The organism is Rhodanobacteraceae bacterium, from assembly GCA_016713135.1.
In the GTDB taxonomy this organism is placed as follows: Bacteria; Pseudomonadota; Gammaproteobacteria; order Xanthomonadales; family SZUA-5; genus JADKFD01.
The window spans coordinates 1-19,337 of the sequence record JADJPR010000001.1 but is presented as its reverse complement, the minus strand read 5'-3'; the positions used below and the strand labels follow the sequence as shown (position 1 = coordinate 19,337).

The following is a 19,337-nucleotide window of genomic DNA, read 5'->3' as shown; positions in this document are numbered from 1 at the left end:
GCAACGCCGCAGGTCGTGCCGACGCGCGTGGGGCCAGCGGCGCTGGGCGCCAGGCAGGATCGGCGGCAGGTTCAGCGCGGCCGCTGCACCAGCTCGCGCAACGCGCGCCCGATGTCGACCTGCGAAAAGGCGCAGTGCCCATCGCCTACCGGCGCCAGGGTCAGCACCTGATCGGCGTACCCCGCGGCCTGCGCAAGCTCGGCGTAACGGCCGGCGAAGCGCGCCGGTACGGTGGGATCGTTGGCATTCGACAAGATGACCACCGGGCGCAGCGCCTTGCCGGTCAGGGTGACGTTCGCCCGCAGGTAGGCCGCAGCATCTGGATCGGCGTCGTAGCGGCGCACCGCGGCATTCAGCCCGACGTCGTCGTCGAAGCCGCGATATACCGTTTCGCGATTGCTCACCGGCAACCCGCCGGCGCGCACGCTCAGTTCGCGCAGCACGAGGTACTGCAGCATCAAGGCCCCGGCGAGGTCGCCGCGGTGGATGTCGAAGCTCGCCGCCAACTGGCCGGCCCGCGACTCGTTGCTCGCAAGCGCGGTTTCGATCGTTTCCGGATCTGCCGACAGCGGCGATGCGGGATCGGCCAGGCCGCCCGCTGCCAGCCCGAGGGTCCCGGGGAAATAGTGGTCGAATGCGGCCAGCGGATCGAGACCGCCGCGCCCGATGATCTCTTCGGCCGAGGAGTTGACGCCGCACAGCGACAGTCCGCCGTCATAGGCATCGGGGTGGCGCTCCAGGCTCGCCAGCACCAGCAGGCCACCCATCGAGTTGCCGACCAGCCAGGTGCGGCGGGGCTTGCCCAGCAGCTTCACCGCGTGCTGGCGCAGTCGCTCGTTGTCGGCCAGCGCCTCGGCCACCGCCCAGCCCTGGGCGGAGTAGCTGCTGCGCGCCACGGCGAATCCCTCGGAGAGCAGCCAGCGATCGAAGTCGTTCGCCGCCAGCGGCGTCTCGCGCGGAGTGCCGACGGGCTCGTAGCCGTGCAGGAACATCACCAGCTCGCCATTCCAGCTCGGCGGCACCTCGATCAGGAACGGCGCACCTTCGAGCGAGCCGGTGCTGGCGCCAGGCGCGGCTGCAGCGGCTGGCGCCTGCGCTTCGAGCGGCGCTTGTGGTGTGCGCGGCGCCCCGGCGCATCCGGCCAGGGCGACGGCCAGCAGCAGAACCAGGCCGGGGCGCAGGACAGCGTTGATCCGGGACACAGCGTAGATCCGGGACATGCAGGTATCTCCGTGCGAAGAGCGCGGAGCATGCCGCCTGGCGGCGTCGGCGCCAACCGTATCGACCCGCCAGCATGGGCTTGCCTCCCGCCGGCGCGCGCGCGCAGCATCGCGCGGGTCGGTCACGGAGCTGCCGCCATGCTGTCGCTGCGCATCGCCCAGGTTGCCATCGCGCTGTTTGCCCTCGGCCATGGCGTGGGGATGCTGCAGGGGCGTTTTCGCGACGACGCCGAGAAGGCGGCGATCGAAGGGCTGCGGGCTTACCGCTTCGACATCATGGGTGTGCGCCGCAGCCATCACGACTTTTACCTCGGCATGGGCCACAGCCTGACCCTGTTCCTGGTGTTCGCGGCTGCACTGATCCAGTGGCTGATTCCTCTCGGCGCCTCCGATCCGCAGGGCCTGCAACCGATCCTGGCGGCCTTGTGCATCGTGTTCGCGGTGATGACCGCCTTCTGCATCCGCTGGTTTTTCCCCGCCCCGCTGGTGCTCAGCGCAGTGGCGTCGGTGGCACTGGGCTGGGCGGCATGGGGGGTGGTTTGAGCGGGTGTCTGGATGCTTGGCGTTGTGGGTTGCTCCTCGCCCTGTGCCTGCTGACCCGCGCCGCGTGCGCCTTCGAGCATGACCATGCCGCATGGTCCGGCTTGCTGCGGGCGCATGTGCAATGGACTGCGGCGGGTACCGCCACCACGGTCGACTACGCCGGCCTGGCGCGCGACCGTGTCGCGCTCGGGCGCTACCTTGCCAGCCTGTCGGCGCTGCCGTTGGCGGAATTCGACAGCTGGAACCGGGCGCAGCAGCGCGCCTTCCTGATCAATGCCTACAACGCATGGACGGTCGAACTGATCCTCGGCGCGGAACCCGGCCTGGCATCGATCCGCGAGCTGGGCTCGCTGTTTTCCTCGCCCTGGAAAAAGCGCTTCTTCCAGCTGTTCGGTCAGCCCGAATCGCTCGATGGCATCGAGCACGAGCGGCTGCGGGGCGCCGCTGACTACGCCGATCCGCGGATCCATTTCGCGGTGAACTGCGCCTCCGTGGGCTGCCCGGCGCTGCGCCCGGAGGCCTATCGCGGCGACGACCTGGACGCGCAACTGGAGGATCAGACCCGGCGCTTCCTGCGCGACCGCACGCGCAACCGCTGGGACCGCGCCGAGGGCACCCTGTACCTGTCGCGGATTTTCGACTGGTACGCAGAGGACTTCGTGCTCGAGTTCCGCGGCGGACGCTCGCTCGGGGAGTTCCTTGCGCAGCATGCCGACGAGCTCGGGATGACCGCGGATGAGGCCGCTGCGCTGGCGGCCGGGGAGCTTGAGATCGACTTCCTCGATTACGACTGGTCCCTCAACGCAGCCAAAGCCGCAGCGGGCGCTCAGCAATAAGGATTGCCCGCGCGGCAGTTGCCTGGCCGTCGGTCATGCCGACACCCGGGATCGATGCGCCGGATTTGCAACCGGCTCAGAAGCGCTGGACACCGGCGTTGCCGCTGTCGCCGGTACCCAGCGAACCGCCGAGGGTGCGCTCGCGGATGTCGCCGAATGCCCGCAGCCTGGGCGGTTGGTACAGGCCCGGCCCTGAGGGCGGTTGTCGTTCGGTTGGCGCAGGCTCCTGCCCGATCTGCTCTTCCCTGAATTGCGTGTTCCGCACTTGAGTTCCTTGTTGCGTGTGGGTGCTGGTTGCGATCAACGAACCTGCTGGGCTGGATCGCCCAGCAGGATCTGGCCCAACAGGATTTCCGGCCCGGCAGGCTCATCGGTATCGCCAGCGAGTTCGGCCTTGGCAGCCAGCAACGCATCGCCGATCCGGGTGCCAACCCGCAGGTGGCGGGCGATCGCGCCCGCCATCCGTTCGTGGCTGCTCTGCTCCATCAGCACCGAGGCGCCGAGAATCGCCGAGGCACCCCGCCCGGGACTCAGGAGCAGAGCCTGGGCCATGGTGTTCTGCGACGGCGACACGAAATAGGTGGTCCAGCAGGCGAACTGCAGCACGATCGGCTGGTTGACGCCGGGCTGCAGGTTCGGCAACGCCGGATTGCTGCTCGTGCCGAGCACCTGGCTGACATCCAGCAGCGGGTCGAAGGTCCACCGGGTGGGCCCGGAGTGGCCGATGTACGACACCACGCTGCGGCCGCCGTCCAAGGCCGCCACCAGCGCCTGGCGCGCCGCGCCGAGCCCGAGGTCATCCTGGTAAACGCGATCCAAGGCCCAGGACGTCGGCAAGCCGGCCGCAAAGGCTTCCGAAGCGAGCCTGAAGGGCTGCGGCGCGTTGTTGTCGCGCGGGCCCGCCGCCAGCAGGAACTGGTTGCTCACCGGCTGCGACTCGTAGGCGAGGATCTTGCGCACCGCTTCTTCCGCTTCCGCCAGGGTGCGCACCGGCAGGCGCCCGAGTGCCAGGTCCGGCGCGCCGTCGCCATCGCCGTCCGCGAGCAGCGGATCAGCTGGCGCGTAGCGCACGAACCGGCTGGTGCTGACATAGGGCGTTGGCAGGAAGCTCACCGAGCCGGAGTTCAGGTATCCCGGCGCGTCGAGCGTGTCCGCGCCCACCAGCAACACATAACGCACGCCCATCGCTGCCCGCGCCGCCGCGATGTAGCTGCGGATCGCTTCCGGGTCCGGGTTGCCGGCGCTGTAGCGGGCGTAGATCGCGGACACATCGACCATGCGCGTCGCCAGGCCCTGGCTGGAACGCCGCGCGAGCAGCGGCTGCAGGGCCGGGGCGAAGCTGCCATGGCTGATCACCAGCCAGTCCGTCGCGCTGCCGAACAGCCCCTCCGGCGGCGCGAGCAAGGACAGCTCCGGCGTCAGCAACTGTGCCTGGGTCCCTATCCACAGTTCCGACAGCGGCGTGAAGTCCACCGAGTCCAACGCCACGGGCCCGCTGTCGGCAACCGTGTATTCGACCGCCGCGCCGCCTTCGATCCGGAACGCACGCCGCGCGGATGCGGCGACGCCGTCGACGGTCACCACGCCGCCGCGGACCGCCGGCAGCGGGTCGCCGAAGGCGTCCGCGTAGATCGAATCCCAGGCAGTTCCCTGGATCGCGGTTCCCAGGAAGCGCTGGCCGTTGGCCTGCGCCAACGCCGGGTAGCGCAGGCGGATGCTCTCGACATGCACGATGTCCGCGGCGAAACCGGTGTCGCGGGGCAAGCGCAGAGTCACCGTGGCATTGCCCGAGGTCAGCGCGACCGGCACCCGCAGGATCGACTGCGCCACGCCATCGAAGCGCTCGCTCGCCACCAGTTGGCCGTTGAAGAGCAGTTCGACCGAGTGATCCGGCTTGCTGCCGGGCCAGTCGATGCCGCCCCACAGCACGACCTCGAGTTCACCGCTGCCTCCCAGTGGCGCCGGTCCGGTGAGGTTGATGCTGCGTGTGGCCGCGGCCCCGTTTGCCACCACCCGGTCGGCATACCAGGGATCGCCGCTGGGCGAGGCCTCGTTGTAGGCATTCTGCGGCGCGTACTCGACCAGCGCGGTGTGGCTGGAGATCGATGCCGGCGCGACCGGACGATCGATCAACGGCATGTCGACGGCTTGCGCGCGATCGACCAGCAGCAGGAAGTAGTGATCGCGGCTCCAGAGGCTGGGGGCCGCCTCGCCGAAGAACTCGATGCTGGACCCGGGGCCGAACACCGCCCCGCCGCGGACCCGGCGGGGAACTGCGCCGCTGCGGCCCACCACTGCGATATCGCCGGCGGCCACACCGCCGAGCAGGATCCCCGCGGCCTGCAACTGCTCGAAGTCGATCCGCTGCATGCCGTGCACGCGGACACCGATCCGTGCGACCGATCCGTTGGAACCGCGCAGTGCGCCATGGTAGGCATCGCGCTGCGCGCGGCCGACGGACCAGTCGTAGGCGACTTCGACGGCCGGCTGACCGTATTCGCTGCCGGGCACGAACGGCCCGCGTGCCGTCTCCCGGCCTTGCAGGTCGACATCGACCAGGTACAAGGCGCGAGTTGCCGGCGGCAGGTCGAGCAACTGGCGATATCTGCGGGCGAGGCTGGCGCTTTCGCCCGTGGTGGGTATGAACCCGCTCACACGCTCGCGCCGGCCGTCGGCGGTCTCGGCATCGATCCAGTACCCTGCGTTGCCGGCCTCGGCGGTGGCGGCGAATTCGATCTCGGTAGCGGCGGCCCCCGACGGCCCGCTGCGGAACCAGGCGTTGCTCACCGGGGTGGTGAAGCCTGGCCCCTGCAAGCAGGCAAAGGGTGAAGCCGCGCCCGCACTCGGCGGCACGGCTGCGAACGAGCCGGATGCACCGGACGTGGCGCCGTTGGGCGGGAACCGACGGGTCGAGCTGTCGTCTGCCGGGTCACGCAGGCCGCCTGAGACTGACGTGCCGTGCAGGCCGCCGGCCAGGCTGCTGCTGCCACCACCGGGATACAGGATCACACCGCCACCGCCGCCGCCGCCCGGACCTTCGCTTTCAGGGTCGATGGCGAGCTGGTTGCCGCCGCTGCCGCCACGCGCCAACACGCTCAAGCCCGGCGCCACCGCGGCGCCGGCCTGGATCAGCACGGTGCCGCCGCCGCCGCCGCCGCCCGGGGCATCATTGTTGCCGCCGCCGGCGGTGTTCTGGCCAGGTGCACCATCGGCGCGGATTTGTCCGGTGCCCAGCACCCGTCGCGCGACCAGGAACACCAGACCACCGCCAGCGCCACCGCTGCTGCCCTGGTTGTTGTTGGATTCGCCAGCGCCACCGCCGCCGCCGAAGTACAGTCGGCGGTAAGGGTCGGCACCGCTGGGCAAGCCATTCAATGGCCGGCCGCCCAGGCCTCCGACTGCCCGCCGCAGGTCGCCGCCCCAGGCCGCGTTCCCCGGCTCGGCGGTCTGCGGGTTGGCGCGCGACGCGGCGTAGGTGTAACCGCCACGACCGCCGCCAGTGCTGGTCTGCGGCGCGCCCGCGCCGCCCAGGTCCGGATCGATCTCGGCATCCAGCGCCCAGGAAACCAGGAAGTCGAACGGGCTGCCGGGACCACTGCCTCCGGGGCCCGCCGGGTACACGCCGATCCCGCGCAGCCAGCCTCCAGCCGCCGGATCGGCGGAACTGAAGCCGCCGTTGGCGCCGCCGCCACCGCCGGAATTGTGGTTGTTGCCGCCGCCACCACCGTTGGCAGCCGCGCCGCGGCAGCGGTTGTTGACCGAGGAATAGATCCCTGCGCCGATCCCTTCGCCTTTCTGCGCGCCGTCAGGATTGGCACAAACGTAGCTGGTGACGCCAAAGACGACGGTCTGCTGCGCAACCACGCCGCCGCGGAAACCCCGCCCGTCCGCGTGGATTGCGCCGTTCACGCTTGCGATGCCGGTGCTTGCCGTCGGTGTGCCGCCGACGTGGATTGCCACCACGCCCCCGCTGCTGCCGTCCCACGCGGGTGCAACCAGGCTCGCCCCGGCATTCACGGTCAGGTTGCTGTATTGCGGCACGCGGATGACCAGGGTGCCGGGGACTGCATAGGTGAAGCGCAGGCCGCCGCCACAGGTGCCAGCGGCACCGTCGGAATCGGCAATGGTGATGACATTGCCCGCCACCGACTGGACGTAGACAAATTCGTAGCGCCCGGCCCCGTTGTAGTTGCTCACCGCGCCGTAGCTGCTGCTGTTCGAGGCGGTGTCCAGGGTGGCCCCCTGCGGCTGGTAGATCATCAGCAGATCGCCACGTTGCAGGGCGCGATTGCTCGCGTCGAAGCAACCGCCGGTGGCTGCGGGACAGGCGGCGGCGGGTAGCGCCAGGTTGGCGCTGTTGGCCACGGTCAGCGTACTGCCGCTCTGTGCGGTCAAGGTGGAGTAGCTGTTGACCACCACGCCCGTTGCGGTGAAGGTCTGATCGCCGTCCTCGCCCGGCCCGCCGTTCTCGGTGGTCGGCGTGTTCAGGTCCATGTCGACGGTGAATGAAGCCGAGGCGCCAGGCGCAATGTTGACGGCGGTCCACTGCAGGCCCACGGTGATGTCGCCAGCGGCGAATGGCAGGCCGGTGTTGGCGAAATTGTCGTTGGCGGTGTCGTTCAGCGCTACTCGCAAGGTGTCGTACTGAGTCACGCGATAGGCGGCGTTGGTGCCCACCATGTCCAGGGTGCTGGCGCCGTCGCTGATCCGGACATGGTTGTTGCCTGCGCCGATGGATATGGCGGAGTCGCCTCCGGAGGAACCGGCGAGGTCGACGTCCACGTAGCGAAACACCGTCACCATCTGGCTTGCGGCGTTGATGTTGGTCAGCGTCAGCACATTGCGCACCGACGTTCCGCCGCTCGATGATGGGTTCTGCAGTTGGTCGGTGTGCACGGCACCGAGCAGGCCCCGCGCACCTACGTTGTTGTAGCTGACGCTGATCGTGTCGCCGACGAAACTGCTGTCGTCGGGTACACCGGTGACCGGGAACTCGCGGGTGTCACCACTGACGCGGTAGTACCAGCGACCCTCGTAGAGGTGTTCGACCGGACCCGCGGTCTGCCAGGTCGCATTGGCTGGCGCGACAAAGTCGAGGTAACCGTAGGTGACGGCGCCGATGCTGATCGTGCCGGGTGCCGTGCCCTTGTCGACCTGGGGTGGCAGCTTGCTGGCAACCGTGGTGGACGCAAACAACCCAGCGGATGCGCAGAGCGCAAGCTTTGCCCACACTCGCATGTCGACTCCCAAGCTGCCGATTCGTGACGGAATTCACGAATTTAACCCGCGGACAGCGATCGATAGGTTGCCGCAAGGTGAATTTCTGACTGCAAAGTGCCAACGAATATGACGCGTCGGATCAGGGTTGGCGGGTGCCACCCGCACTGCACCGAGTGCTCGACCACAGGCTGAATCCGACTAGCAGCCAGCGCAGCAAGCCGGGGAACTCGTCGCCGTCGTGCGCTCCTGCGGCAGCGGCGACGGCGGCCGGGTCGACGAATTCGGCCCAGAGCGGGCGACTCTGGTCGATCAGTTCCTGCGCGCGCTTCTGCCCGCTGCCGAACAGGCTGGCATCGAAGAACGGCTGCATCGAAGTGCTCTTGGGCTGTAGGCGCCAGGGGTCCGGCAGGCATCCGGTCAATGCGGCGCGCACCAGCCACTTTCGCTGACCCTGGCGCTCGCTGAGGTGGGCAGGCAGGCTCAACGCGAAGCGCACCAGTTCCACCTCGCGGTAAGGGTGGCGCACGTCGATCCCGTGCTGCGCAGTGAAATAGTTCTCGCCGGCGGCGTCGATGGCCGCATAGCTGCCGAGGGCCTGCGCCGCCTGTGCCGGCTGTGGCCAGGCGTGATGATGCGCGAGCCTCTCCTGACGGGCGGCAAGAAGACGCGCGGTCCATTCCGGGCGCAACCAGGGCGCCGCCCCGGCGCGCCGGGATCCGCCCAGCCACTGGCGCCAACTGCGGTCGCGCCAGACGGCGATTGGCCCCGACTGGCGCAGCAGTGCGGTGTATCGCTGGCAGATGAGGCGGAACGCGCGCTGGTTCCAGGCCGAGCCCAGCCAGGCACCGGGCGCCGGCTGCAGATGATCGGCGAAATGTCCAGTCAGCAAGGCGTCGACGCCGTACGCGCGGGCGCGGCGATAGAGTTCGGTCTTGATTTCGCGGTACGGGTTGCTGATTGGCGTGTCTGGGCACACTGGACGATCGCCGCTTGGCGCGAGCGGCGCCAGTGGGTCGATTGAGAACGCTGCATGCTCGATTCCCAACCGCCGCGCAAGACCTGCCGCCGCGGCGCGTTCGTCCACCGCAACCAACTGGTCGCTGCCATAGGTCAAGGCCATAGCCTTCCCGCGCTGCTCGCCGGGCAACAACGCCGCAACCGACCCGGAGTCCAGCCCCGAGCTCAGGCTGATTCCGATCCGGCTCGCCTGGCGGCATTCCTGCCCAACGGCGGCACCCAGCAGCTGGCGGAACCGGTCGCTCGCCGCGCGTTCCGGCAGGCGTGCAACTGACGAATCCGGCTCGAGGGGCGTGTGCTCGCTGCGCTGGCTGTGCGCGTCCAGATGCAGGCATTCTCCTGGCGCGACCGTGTGCACCCCGCGCCAGGCACTCGCCTTCGCCGGCGGCGCGGTCGCTCCGAAGTAGGCGGCGAAATACTCCGGATTCCATGCCCCGTCCACCTGTGGATGTGCCAGCAGGATGTGCTCGCCGGAGGTGACCAGAATGCCGTCGCGCACGCGCGCCCAGACCAAAGGACGTTGCCCGAGGCGGTCGCGCAGCAGGCGCAGCCTCCCGGCCAGCGGATCGACATGGATCACCGCTGCAGGGGTGTCCTGCACGCGCGCTACCAGGGACCGCTCGCTAACGTCGAGATCCAGGTCGGCCAGCAGCCAGCTGCCGTCGGCGAGCGGGCGCAAGGATGGCGGCGCTGCAGCCCGGTGACGGATGCAGAGCACGCGCAGGCGCTCGCCGCGGAGCCGGGTGGCCTCGCCTGGCGCGCGCGCCAGCGCGCGCGACTCCAACGCCTGCCAATGCTGCTCGTCAATCGCGCCGGACTCGAATCCCAGCCACAACAGCAGCGTCGCCATTGCCTGCGTTCATCGGGAGAGGGGGCGATTCTGCCATCCGCAAGTACCCGCCGCCGCCAGCCAGCTGATGCGGCCCGGCGCCCGGCCTGAACGCCGGCGCCGCTCAGCAATAAGGATTGCCCGCGCGGCAGTTGCCCGGCGTGCCATAGCTGCTGACCGACTGGATGAACTGCTGGAAGTCGGCGTTGTCCTGCGGCGAGTAGCCGCCGGACGGAGCGCTGTAGGCTGGCGGCGAATAGCTCGACGCCCCGGAATAGCTGCCGCTCGACACCTGGCCCGCCGAGCCCAGGCCCGCGATCACGCCGAGCACGCCGAGGATGCCTTTCTCCAGGATGTTCATCTCGCCCGAGCCGCTGTTCCCGGAAGACTGCGGCAGCGAGGCGTTGTACATCGCCATCCATGGGCCGCAGGCGGGCTCGTAGCCGTGGTTCATGCAGGCCTGCGCCAGCAGCTTCTGCGCGCCGCCGGGGTCGTACATGCCGAGCTGTCCCTGGGTCTTCATCCACGCGAAATAAAAGCAGGACTGTTGGTCGCCGAGTTCGCAGGTCTCACTCATGAACTTGCGCAGCAGCGCCAGGTCATCGCTGGCGAGCGGCACCGATTGCATCAGCAGGCCGACCAGTCCGAGGCAGCCGCGCCCGATGGCCCAGCGGCAGGCCTGTGCCAGGTCCGGACGCGCGCGCACGAGGTCCTTGGCCACCGTCTTGCCGCTGTAGCGCATGCGTCCGGCGTTGTAGCAGGCGTTGTATTCGGCGTGGCGGCAGGCCAGGTCGAACTGCGCCAGCGCCTGCAGCGCGTGGCCGTCCCGCTCGATTGCCAGCGCCTCGTCGTTGACCCGGCGCGCCAGCGCGATGCGCAGGTCGACGGCCTTTTCCAGCCCGCCGGCTTCCGCTCGCGCATACCAGTCCAGCGCCGTCGGCACATCGCGGTCGACACCGATTGCCCGCTCGTGCACCCAGCCGAGCGCCATCTGCGCCTGCGGGATCGCCAGGTCCGCCGCGATCCGGAAGTAGCGCAGGCCCTCACGCGCATCGGCCTGCACCCCGTCGCCGAGAACCAGCAACTGCCCCGCGTTGTAGCTGGCCTGGCCATCGCCGGCCAACGCGCCGAGTTTGTAGAACATCAATGCGCGCGGCCGGTCTTCGGCCACGCCGATGCCGCGGTCGTGATACAGCCCGAGGTTGAACAGCGCGCGCGGGTGATGTTGCGCCGCCGCCTTCTCGTACCAGGCGCGCGCGGTCGCTTTCGATTCGTCCACGCCCTGGCCGAAGGCGTACATGCTGCCGAGGGTGAACTGCGCCTGCGCATGGCCAGACTCTGCGGCCTGGCGGATCCAAGGGAGCGCTCTGGCATAGTCGCCGGCCCGGCCCAGCGCCTCGCCCTGGCGATAGCTGGCCTCGGGGTCGGCCGCGGTGCCGGCCCGCGCGGCGATCACGAGCAGCAGCACCAGCCAGAACTTCGAGCGCAGGCGCATCCGGTTTCTCACCCCTGACTCAGCGCACCTGCACGTCGATCTCGATCAGTTTCCAGTCCTCGCCCTCGCGCTCGTACTGCAGCTCGAAGCGCGTGCGCGAAGGTTGGGTGTCGTAGTAGCCGCCAAGGAAGAGGATGGCGTCGGAACTGACTGAAGAGCGCTCGATCTCCGGTTGCAGCGATTGCAGCACGCTGAAATCCACTTCCTGTTCGACAAATTCATGAAAGACCTCGGCCAGCCGTGCAGGGTCGGCGACTGCCTGGAAGCGGCGGCTCGCGTGCGAATGCAGGATCCCGAAGTCCTGCCCGTTGATCGAGTCGGCCAGTGCCTGCAGGGTGCCGCTGATCAGCGCGTGCTGCGTGGCATTGTCGGGAGCGGCGACCACGGCGCGCGCAGGCGGAGCCTCGCTTTGGGTGCGCGCACCGGCTGCCGCCTTGCTCAGGTTCTGCACCTGCCAGCCGTCCTCGCCCTTGACCAGTTGCATGGTCACCGGGATCTCGCCGGTGGCCAGCGTCAGGGTGCCTTCGAGCTTGCCGACGTTGTTCTCGATCGAGCGCGCGGACCAGCTGGCGCTGCGGTAGCCATCGAGTGCGTTGCTGCGCGCGAATTGCTCCAGCGCATCGCGATCGGTGCTGGCGCGGAAATCCGGCGTGGTCAGCGCCAGCGCGCCCTCGTAGTCGCCCTTGGCAATGCGGCCAAGGAACTGGTCGGCAGCCTTGGGCAGGTCGGCGGTCAGCCAGAACACGAAAGCGACCATGCCGGCGCCGGCGAGCGCCAGTCCGAACAGCACCTTGAGGAAGGTCTTCATCCGCTCAGCTCCTCCGGCGCGACCGCCGGCTTGCCGCGATGCTCGCCCGTTCGCCCGTGTGCGTCCACCTGGTCTGCGCGCAGGCACTGGCCATGCACGACAGGTCGGGTTATGTTGCCGTCCCCAACTCTGCTGGTGTGCGCCGATGTCGAGGATTATCCCGGTCTGCAGCGCCTGGGCCATCGCCCTCTTGCTCCCCCTGACGGCTTCCGCCGCAGACGCCGAGCGTGGCACTTTCCGTTCCGCCACCACGGCCGTCCAGTTCGATGTGTCGCCACCGCTGCGCGATATTCCGGTCAAGCCGCCAGCGGATGCCTTCGGTGATTTCTTCGGCACCCTGATGATCGATCCGGATCCGCCAGGCAAGCCGAGCTACGGCCCGCAGGATGCCGACGGCCGGGTGCAGTCGCGCATCGAGGGCCTGCGCGCCATCCCGCCGGCGATCGCCAATTTCAACGTCGGCACCGGCACGGCGAATCCACCCGATCCGGTCGGCGACGTCGGTCCCAACCACTACGTGCGCATGGCCAATGCGTCGTTCCAGATCTTCAACAAGACCGGCACATCGATGTTCGGCCCCGCCAACATCAACACCCTGTTCACTGGCTTCGGCGGTGCCTGCGAAACCGAGAACGCCGGCGACCCGATCGTGCTGCACGACCAGCTCGCGGACCGCTGGCTGCTGACCCAGTTCTCCGACAGTACCGGTCCCGGTTTCTTCAACTGCGTGGCGCTCTCCACCAGCAGCGATCCACTCGGCACCTATTACCGCTGGGCCTTCGTCACCCCGACGTTCCCCGACTACCCGAAGTACGGCGTGTGGCCAAACGCTTACCTGATCAGCACCCGTGAAGTGAACGCGAGCCTGATCGGTGCCTACGCGATCGACCGCCAGCAGATGCTCGACGGCGTCGCCAACCCGACCCTGATCAACTTCTCGGTTCCGGTCGACGAGTTCTCCGGCGATGGCCTGCTGCCGGCGGACCTGGACGGCGGCGCGCTGCCGCCGCCGGGATCGCCCGCCTGGTATCTCGGCGCGATGGACAATGGCGGCCCGTATGGCGCCGCCCAGGACGCGCTGGCGCTGTGGGCCTTCGTGCTCGATTTCACCACCCCGGCGAACTCCTCGTTCCAGGTGGTTGCGACATTGCCGATCGCGCCCTACGACACCATCTTCCCGTGCAGCGGACGCTCCTGCATCCCGCAGCCGGCACCGCTCGGGGCAGTCGACATCCTGTCTTACCGCCAGCGTCCGGTGCATCGCGCGGCCTACCGCAATTTCGGCAGCTACCAGTCGATCGTCACCAATCAATCGGTCGAGGCCGCGCCGGCGATGGCCGGCATGCGCTGGTGGGAGATCCGCAACCCTGGCGCCAATGCGGTGGTTTACCAGGACAGCACCTTCGCGCCGGGCATCACCGACGGCATCCACCGCTGGATGGGCTCGATCGCGCAGGACAGCAACGGCAACCTGGGATTCGGCTACAGCGCCGGCGGTCCGACCCTGTTCCCCAGCGTGCACTACACCGGCCGCCTGGAGAGCGATCCGCTGAACGAGATGACCCAGGGCGAAGGCATCTTCGTCACCGGCGGCGGCGGCCACACCGCCGGCACCCGCCGCTGGGGCGACTACACCTCGATGAACCTGGACCCGAGTGACGACTGCACCTTCTGGTACGTCAACGAGTTCTTCGCCACCTCCGGGACCCAATGGACCATGCGCGCCGGTTCGTTCAAGTTCCCCGGCTGCGGCGATCCCAGCCTGGGCGTGGCCGCGGCGCCCGCCTCGCGCGCCGTCTGCGCGCCGGCGGACGCCGTCTACACCGTCGATGCACACGGCTACGAAGGTTTCACCAGCGAGACCACGCTGGCAGCTACCGGCCTGCCCGCCGGCGCTACCTCGAGCTTCTCGCCGGCGACCATCAACCCGGTGCCCGGTTCGTCCACGCTGACCATCGGCACCACCGGCGTGGCGGCCGGCAGTTACACCTTCGCGGTCACCGGCACCAGCACATCTCCGGCGCAGACGCGCTCGCGCAACCTGGCGCTGCAGGTCTTCTCCGACGCGCCCGCCGCGCCCACCGCGCAAGCGCCCGCCAGCGGCGCGCTCAACCAGGTGCTGTTCCCGACCCTGACCTGGACCGCCAGCGCGCAGACCGACACCTACGTCGCCGAGGTCGCCACCGATGCCGGGTTCAGCAACATCGTGTTCACCAGCGCACCCACCAGCGCGACCAGCGTCCAGGTGACCACAGCGCTGCAGCCGGGTACCGAGTATCACTGGCGTGTGCGCGGCAGCAACCTGTGCGGTGCCGGCAGCAACTCCGCAGCGGCCACCTTCACCACCCGCCCCGCCGCCGGCAGTTGCGCGCTCGGCACGGTACTGCGCAACACCTATTTCGACAACGTGGAGAACGGCGTCAACGGTTGGACCACCGATCCGGCGGCTGGTACCACCTGGACCCGCAGCACCGCCCGCCCGTCGAGCGGCACCTTCGCCTGGCTGGCGCAAGGCGTGACCACGGCGTCCGATCAGCGCTTGCTGTCGCCGGCAATCAGCCTCCCCGCCAGCGGCGTGGCGCACACGCTGCGCTTCCGTCACGACGTCACCCTGGAGCCAAACGGCGCAACGGCCTGTTTCGACGGCGGCTTCGTCGAGGTTTCGACCAACGGCGGTGGCACCTGGACCGCGCTTAGCCCAACTGCCCAGCTTGGCGACTTCTACGACGGCCCGCTGGCCAGCGGGCAGGGCGCCTGGTGCGGCACCCAGGCCTACAGCACTGGCAGCTTCGACCTTTCGCCTTTCGCCGGTCAGAGCGTGCGGTTCCGTTTCCGCGCAATCACCGATTCCTCCACCGGCACCCTGCCGCATGGCTGGTATGTCGACGACATCCGCGTCGAATCCTGCCAGGAGGGGCTGTTCTTCGACGGCTTCGAGTAGGCCTCTGCATCCCCGGCCCGCTGCCTGCGCAGCGTGCCGGGGCCCGGGCTCAACCGCGCTGCTCGTCCAGCCTCCGTAACTGCGTCTGGTGAAAGGCCCGGGCAGTCGGGCCGCTCTCGGCGCCAACGTGCAGTCCCAACCGCCTGGCCAGATCGAAGAAGCCCGGCGCGGGCAGTCCGTCGCGAACGCGGCTGACCACGCGCGCGGCGAGCAATGGCCGCCCGGCAGCAGCATCCTCGCGCATCGATTGCTCCAGCGCCTGAATCACGCGGTAGACCGTATGCGGCGGCTTCAGCCGCAAGGCACGCGTCACCTCGTGGTAAGTCGGCAGCGGCTGCTGTGGCGGCAGCGCCGACAGCAGAGCGCGCAGCGCCAGGGTCAACGCGGCCAGCTCGGTGGGCGGCAGCGGTGGGTGCAGGGCGTCGGTCATGGCGGCGATCCTGGTGTGGTGTGCTGAAAGTACTTTGATTGATTTCCGCGTCTTTCGACCCGGATGCTGCGTTGCTTTTGGCCCTTCGGCGCAGCCGCCGGGCGTTCGACCGATCGCGCGGCATGCCGCGCAATCTTGATCGGTCTCACTTTCGCCATAGCGGTGCCATGACGCCTCCTTGCGCCGCGACGCACCGCCGGGTCTGTTGCCGGCGCAAGACCGGTTGATTCTGCAGGCCCGGTTCGTGCTGAAATGGTGCCGACCCGTCCACAGGGCACGGCATGCCTGAACCGGACTCCATCGTTGGCTTGATCGAGGCACTGCGTAGCGGAGATGCCAGTGCGTCCGATCGACTGTTTGTCAGGTTGTACGACGAGTTCCACGCGCGCGCGCATCTGCTGCTGCGGGTCGGGCCTCGACAAACCTTGTGTACGACCGAACTGGTCAACGAAACCTGGATGCGCTTGCAAGGCCGCGCCTTGTCGATCGAGAGCCGAGCGCACTATTGCAACCTGGCGGCGCGCGCCATGCGCCAGGTGCTGGTCGATCGCGCGCGCCATCGCCATGCAGAAAAGCGTGGCGATGGCGTGCAGCCATTGGCCCTCGATGCTGCCGACGAGGTCCTCGGGGAAGATCCTTTCGATGTCTTGCTGCTGGATCAGGTGATGTCCGACCTGAGCCGCGTCGATCCGGGTCTGGCCGAACTGGCACAGCTGCATCTGTTCGGCGGACTGCCAATCGCCGAAGTGGCACAGTTGCAGGGTCTATCCGAGCGCACGGCATTTCGCCAATGGCGAACGGCCCGTATGTTCCTGTTGAACGCGATCGGGGCGGCTGAGTGGCAGCGCAACAACACTGCTTGCGTAACAGCCATCGCAGCGCCACGCTGCGCTGAGCACAGCCGAGGAGCGTGTCAAATTGTGCCGGCGAGCGCGCGAGAGTGCCGATGAGCCAAATCCGAGCCGAACCGCGAAGGCGATTCCGTCGATACCGCACGCATGCGCCGGGCGCTTGAGATCGCCTGCGCAGCACTGGATGAGCCTGAGTCGGAACGGCGTTACTGGGCCGAGTCCCAATGCGGCCAGGATGCAGATCTGCGCAGGGAGGTCCTTGCCTTGTTGGCGGCCGACGAGTCGCCGGACGAGCTCTTGCGCGGCAGCAAGGCTCGGGTCGAGCCGCGGGATCCCTGGCCAGGCCGCCTGATCGGGCGCTACCGGGTTGGCGAACGAATCGGCAGCGGCGGCATGGGTACCGTCTATCGGGCGCAGCCGGAGTCTGGCGTGGGGCGCAGGCCGGTTGCTTTGAAGCTGATCAAGCGCGGCATGGACAGCGAGGAGGTCCTGCGCCGCTTCCTGCAAGAGCGCGACATCCTGGCGCGGCTGGACCACCCCAACATCGCGCGCTTGCTCGATGGCGGCATGACCGCCGACGAGCGGCCCTGGTTCGCCATGGAATTGATCGCGGGTGAGCCGTTGCTGGCCTGGTGCGATCGGCGGGAACTGCCCCTGCGTCAACGCATCGAGCTGCTGCAGATCTGCGCCGCAGTAGCTTATGCGCATCAGAATCTGGTCGTGCACCGCGACATCAAGCCGGGGAATGTGCTGGTCACCGCCGATGGCCAGGTCAAGCTGCTCGACTTCGGTATCGCCAAGTTGATCGACGCCGATGGCGACGCGGTCACCCGCAGCGTCATCGCGCTGATGACCCCCGACTACGCAGCGCCAGAGCAGCTGCAGCGCGGCCCGATCACGACGCAGACCGATGTCTATCTGCTTGGACTGCTGCTGTTTGAGCTGCTGACCGGTCTGCGCTGGGAGTCCGGCGCGGCCACCGCTGGCGAGTCCTTGCCGCGTCTGCAGGCCGCCTTCAGTGGCAGGCACGCCAGGCAGGACCCGCAACGGATCGACCTGGCTGCCCGACGGCGCTGCTCGGTACCCGTGCTGGCGCGGCAGCTGACAGGTGATCTGGAACGGATCGCCCGCCGCGCGCTGGCCACACGACCCGACGAGCGCTACGCCAGCGTGACCGCATTGGCCGACGACCTGAACCGCCACCTGCGTGGCGAGGCGGTACTGGCGCGAGAGGGTGATTGGCGCTATCGACTGGGCCGCTTCGTGTGGCGCCATCGGATGCCGGTGGCCGCCTCGTTGGCAGTGCTGCTGGCGCTGGCGGTTGGTGTCGTGGCGACCTTGCGCGAGTCCGCCCGGCTGCGTATCGCCGAGGCGCGGCTGGAGACCTCGCTGACGATGCTCGAGGACGTCTTCCTGGGCGCTGATCCCTATCTGGCCAAAGGCGGCGACACCCGCGCGACCGATCTGCTGGCCGGCGTCCGCGAGCGGCTGCAGAACGAGACGGAGCTGCCACCTGCACTGGCCGCACGCCTGTGGTCCAAATTGGGTTCGGCCTACGTTTCCCTCGACGAGCGGGAACAGGCCGAGGCTGCCTTGCAGCGAGTCCTGACCCTGGCAGGTGCAGCGCGCTCCTGTCGAACGGGTGCCTGCGTGGATTCGGACCCCGAGGGCACCGCGGTGCTGGTCGCTGCCGCGCAAGCCCGACTGGCGCATTTCCGGTTGGTGCTCGATCGCCAGGACGATGCCCTGCCGTCGCTGCAGCAGGCGATCAGCACATTGCGCGACAGCGGCCCTGCGGGTCGACTGCCTCTGGCCGATGCCCTGAGTTTTCTCAATGACTACGAGTTAGTTGAGGGTCGCTATGAGGCCCTGGATGCTCGCAACCTCGAAATAATCGGGCTGGTCCGTTCGGCGGCAGGCGATGTGGCCGCCCAGACCATCATGGTCATCGGCGTTCGAGCATCGACCTTGCGTGCCACCGGCCATAGTGACCTGGCCGAGGCACCGGCCGCCGAGGCCATGGACCTGGCCCGACGCCTGGGTGAACAAACCCCTGCTGCCATACGCCTGTATGCCGAGCAGCAATACGCCGGCGTACTGACGGACCTGGGGCGTTCGGGCGAGGCGGAGCCGGTGCTGCAACACGCCTTCCAGCGCGCCGTTGCACTGCGCGGTCTGGACAGCGTGATCGCCCAGGGGTTGGGATGGGAACTGGCCAATGCGCATGCCGAATTGGGGCGGTTCGAGCTGGCCCGAGATGAGTATCGCCAGTTGCTGGCCCATTCGGGTCCTATCAAGAGTGCCAATGTCGCCGCGGTTCACAACGCGCTCGGGTTGGCGTTGCTCGCCAATGGGGAATCAGAAGCCGGAGCCAGCGAGCTCGAGCAAGCGGCCGAGGTTTTCTGCGCCAGCGACGCATCAACGCCCCCTTGCATCGCCATCACCTTGAACCGGATAGAGGCGGCACTGCGCCTCGATCAGCGCCCGCAGGCCGAGGCCTGGCTGAACGACATGCGCGACGGGGCGCTGGCTCTGGGGGGGCGAGCCGCAACGCGCTGGCACTTGCTCGCCGCTCGTCGGGCGCTGTTGCACGGTGATCTCAGCAATGCCGGTGCGGAACTGGCACTGAGTCAAAGAGCTTTGCCGGATGGCGCCGGGCCAATCGACCAGGCTCGCTGGCTGGAGCAGGAAGCCGCGCTGGCGGAAGCAGGGGGCAAGCCGGACCTCGCCGTCAGTCGCCTGCGGCAAGCCGAGGCCTTGTATCAATCCCGGTGGGTGGGAACCGCATTCCCCTTGCGCCAGATCCAGGCGGACCTGGAACGGCTGCAATCCAGGGCGCAGGCCACCACACGGTAGCTCAATGCGCTGGCAATAGAGCGCGGCGGCTGCGGATCCAACCCGATCACTTGGCAGTCACCGCTTCGGAACTTCGTAAGGGTCCGGTATCGAAGCTCTGGACGATGCCAAATGAAGACGATTGCACGCGGGTTGCTGGCCATCGTACTGGGATGGGCAGCACTGGGCAGCCCCCCTGCTCGCGCCATCGAGCTGTGCGTCAACAGCGTAGGCACGCTGCAACAGGCGCTGGCGCTGTATCCGCTGCACAACGGCGGTCGACTGACCATCAAGGTCGTGCAGGGGAGTTAT

At 68.4% G+C, this 19,337-nt stretch carries 13 protein-coding genes; 6 read left to right on the top strand and 7 right to left on the bottom strand.

Annotated features, from left to right (window positions below):
- Positions 1-71: 71 nt before the first annotated feature.
- Positions 72-1,220: a hypothetical protein gene (locus IPK27_00065; GenBank protein ID MBK8066062.1), complete on the bottom strand. Its 1,149-nt coding sequence runs from the start codon at positions 1,218-1,220 to the stop codon at positions 72-74.
- Between the two features lie 138 nt (positions 1,221-1,358).
- Here IPK27_00065 and IPK27_00060 point away from each other — a divergent pair, with 138 nt between their 5' ends.
- Positions 1,359-1,763: a hypothetical protein gene (locus tag IPK27_00060; GenBank protein ID MBK8066061.1), complete on the top strand. Its 405-nt coding sequence runs from the start codon at positions 1,359-1,361 to the stop codon at positions 1,761-1,763.
- On the top strand, positions 1,748-2,599 hold the full coding sequence (locus IPK27_00055; GenBank protein MBK8066060.1) for a DUF547 domain-containing protein: 852 nt from the start codon (positions 1,748-1,750) through the stop codon (positions 2,597-2,599). Before IPK27_00060 ends, IPK27_00055 begins: the two co-directional genes overlap by 16 nt.
- Positions 2,600-2,675: 76 nt before the next feature.
- Here the strand turns inward: IPK27_00055 and IPK27_00050 are convergent, their stop codons facing one another.
- The 5 genes from IPK27_00050 to IPK27_00030 all read right to left on the bottom strand — a co-directional run bounded on the left by IPK27_00050 (position 2,676) and on the right by IPK27_00030 (position 11,968).
- Positions 2,676-2,903, bottom strand: a complete 228-nt coding sequence (locus IPK27_00050) for a lasso RiPP family leader peptide-containing protein (protein ID MBK8066059.1) — start codon at positions 2,901-2,903, stop codon at positions 2,676-2,678.
- Entirely contained in the window at positions 2,900-7,837 is a 4,938-nt protein-coding gene (locus IPK27_00045; protein MBK8066058.1) for a hypothetical protein, read from the bottom strand. The genes IPK27_00050 and IPK27_00045 overlap by 4 nt, the downstream gene beginning before the upstream one ends.
- A 121-nt stretch (positions 7,838-7,958) precedes the next feature.
- Positions 7,959-9,686, bottom strand: coding sequence for a hypothetical protein (locus IPK27_00040; GenBank protein ID MBK8066057.1), 1,728 nt, complete (start codon positions 9,684-9,686; stop codon positions 7,959-7,961).
- 103 nt (positions 9,687-9,789) lie between these two features.
- Positions 9,790-11,160, bottom strand: coding sequence for a sel1 repeat family protein (locus IPK27_00035; GenBank protein MBK8066056.1), 1,371 nt, complete (start codon positions 11,158-11,160; stop codon positions 9,790-9,792).
- 19 nt (positions 11,161-11,179) lie between these two features.
- Positions 11,180-11,968 carry a hypothetical protein gene (locus IPK27_00030; protein MBK8066055.1) on the bottom strand — a complete coding sequence of 263 codons (789 nt, stop codon included), beginning with the start codon at positions 11,966-11,968 and terminating at the stop codon, positions 11,180-11,182.
- Between the two features lie 145 nt (positions 11,969-12,113).
- Between IPK27_00030 and IPK27_00025 the strand changes: the two genes are divergently transcribed.
- Complete coding sequence (locus tag IPK27_00025; GenBank protein ID MBK8066054.1) at positions 12,114-14,909, top strand: immune inhibitor A; 2,796 nt, start codon at positions 12,114-12,116, stop codon at positions 14,907-14,909.
- A 49-nt stretch (positions 14,910-14,958) separates the two neighbouring features.
- Here the strand turns inward: IPK27_00025 and IPK27_00020 are convergent, their stop codons facing one another.
- Complete coding sequence (locus IPK27_00020; protein MBK8066053.1) at positions 14,959-15,291, bottom strand: hypothetical protein; 333 nt, start codon at positions 15,289-15,291, stop codon at positions 14,959-14,961.
- A gap of 329 nt (positions 15,292-15,620) precedes the next feature.
- Here IPK27_00020 and IPK27_00015 point away from each other — a divergent pair, with 329 nt between their 5' ends.
- The 3 genes from IPK27_00015 to IPK27_00005 all read left to right on the top strand — a co-directional run.
- Positions 15,621-16,289 (top strand): hypothetical protein, encoded by a 669-nt coding sequence (locus IPK27_00015; protein MBK8066052.1) that lies wholly within the window; start codon positions 15,621-15,623, stop codon positions 16,287-16,289.
- Positions 16,290-16,337: 48 nt separating this feature from the next.
- Positions 16,338-19,046 carry a serine/threonine protein kinase gene (locus IPK27_00010; protein MBK8066051.1) on the top strand — a complete coding sequence of 903 codons (2,709 nt, stop codon included), beginning with the start codon at positions 16,338-16,340 and terminating at the stop codon, positions 19,044-19,046.
- Between the two features lie 111 nt (positions 19,047-19,157).
- A partial coding sequence (locus IPK27_00005; protein MBK8066050.1) for a hypothetical protein occupies positions 19,158-19,337 on the top strand: 180 nt, incomplete at its 3' end.

Excerpts from the sequence above, each read along its gene's own strand:
- IPK27_00065 (MBK8066062.1), bottom strand. The coding sequence starts at position 1,220 with ATGTCCCGGATCTACGCTGTGTCCCGGATCAACGCTGTCCTGCGCCCC.
- IPK27_00060 (MBK8066061.1), top strand. The coding sequence starts at position 1,359 with ATGCTGTCGCTGCGCATCGCCCAGGTTGCCATCGCGCTGTTTGCCCTC.
- IPK27_00055 (MBK8066060.1), top strand. The coding sequence starts at position 1,748 with ATGGGGGGTGGTTTGAGCGGGTGTCTGGATGCTTGGCGTTGTGGGTTG.
- IPK27_00045 (MBK8066058.1), bottom strand. The coding sequence starts at position 7,837 with ATGCGAGTGTGGGCAAAGCTTGCGCTCTGCGCATCCGCTGGGTTGTTT.
- IPK27_00040 (MBK8066057.1), bottom strand. The coding sequence starts at position 9,686 with ATGGCGACGCTGCTGTTGTGGCTGGGATTCGAGTCCGGCGCGATTGAC.
- IPK27_00035 (MBK8066056.1), bottom strand. The coding sequence starts at position 11,160 with ATGCGCCTGCGCTCGAAGTTCTGGCTGGTGCTGCTGCTCGTGATCGCC.
- IPK27_00030 (MBK8066055.1), bottom strand. The coding sequence starts at position 11,968 with ATGAAGACCTTCCTCAAGGTGCTGTTCGGACTGGCGCTCGCCGGCGCC.
- IPK27_00025 (MBK8066054.1), top strand. The coding sequence starts at position 12,114 with ATGTCGAGGATTATCCCGGTCTGCAGCGCCTGGGCCATCGCCCTCTTG.
- IPK27_00015 (MBK8066052.1), top strand. The coding sequence starts at position 15,621 with ATGCCTGAACCGGACTCCATCGTTGGCTTGATCGAGGCACTGCGTAGC.
- IPK27_00010 (MBK8066051.1), top strand. The coding sequence starts at position 16,338 with ATGCGCCGGGCGCTTGAGATCGCCTGCGCAGCACTGGATGAGCCTGAG.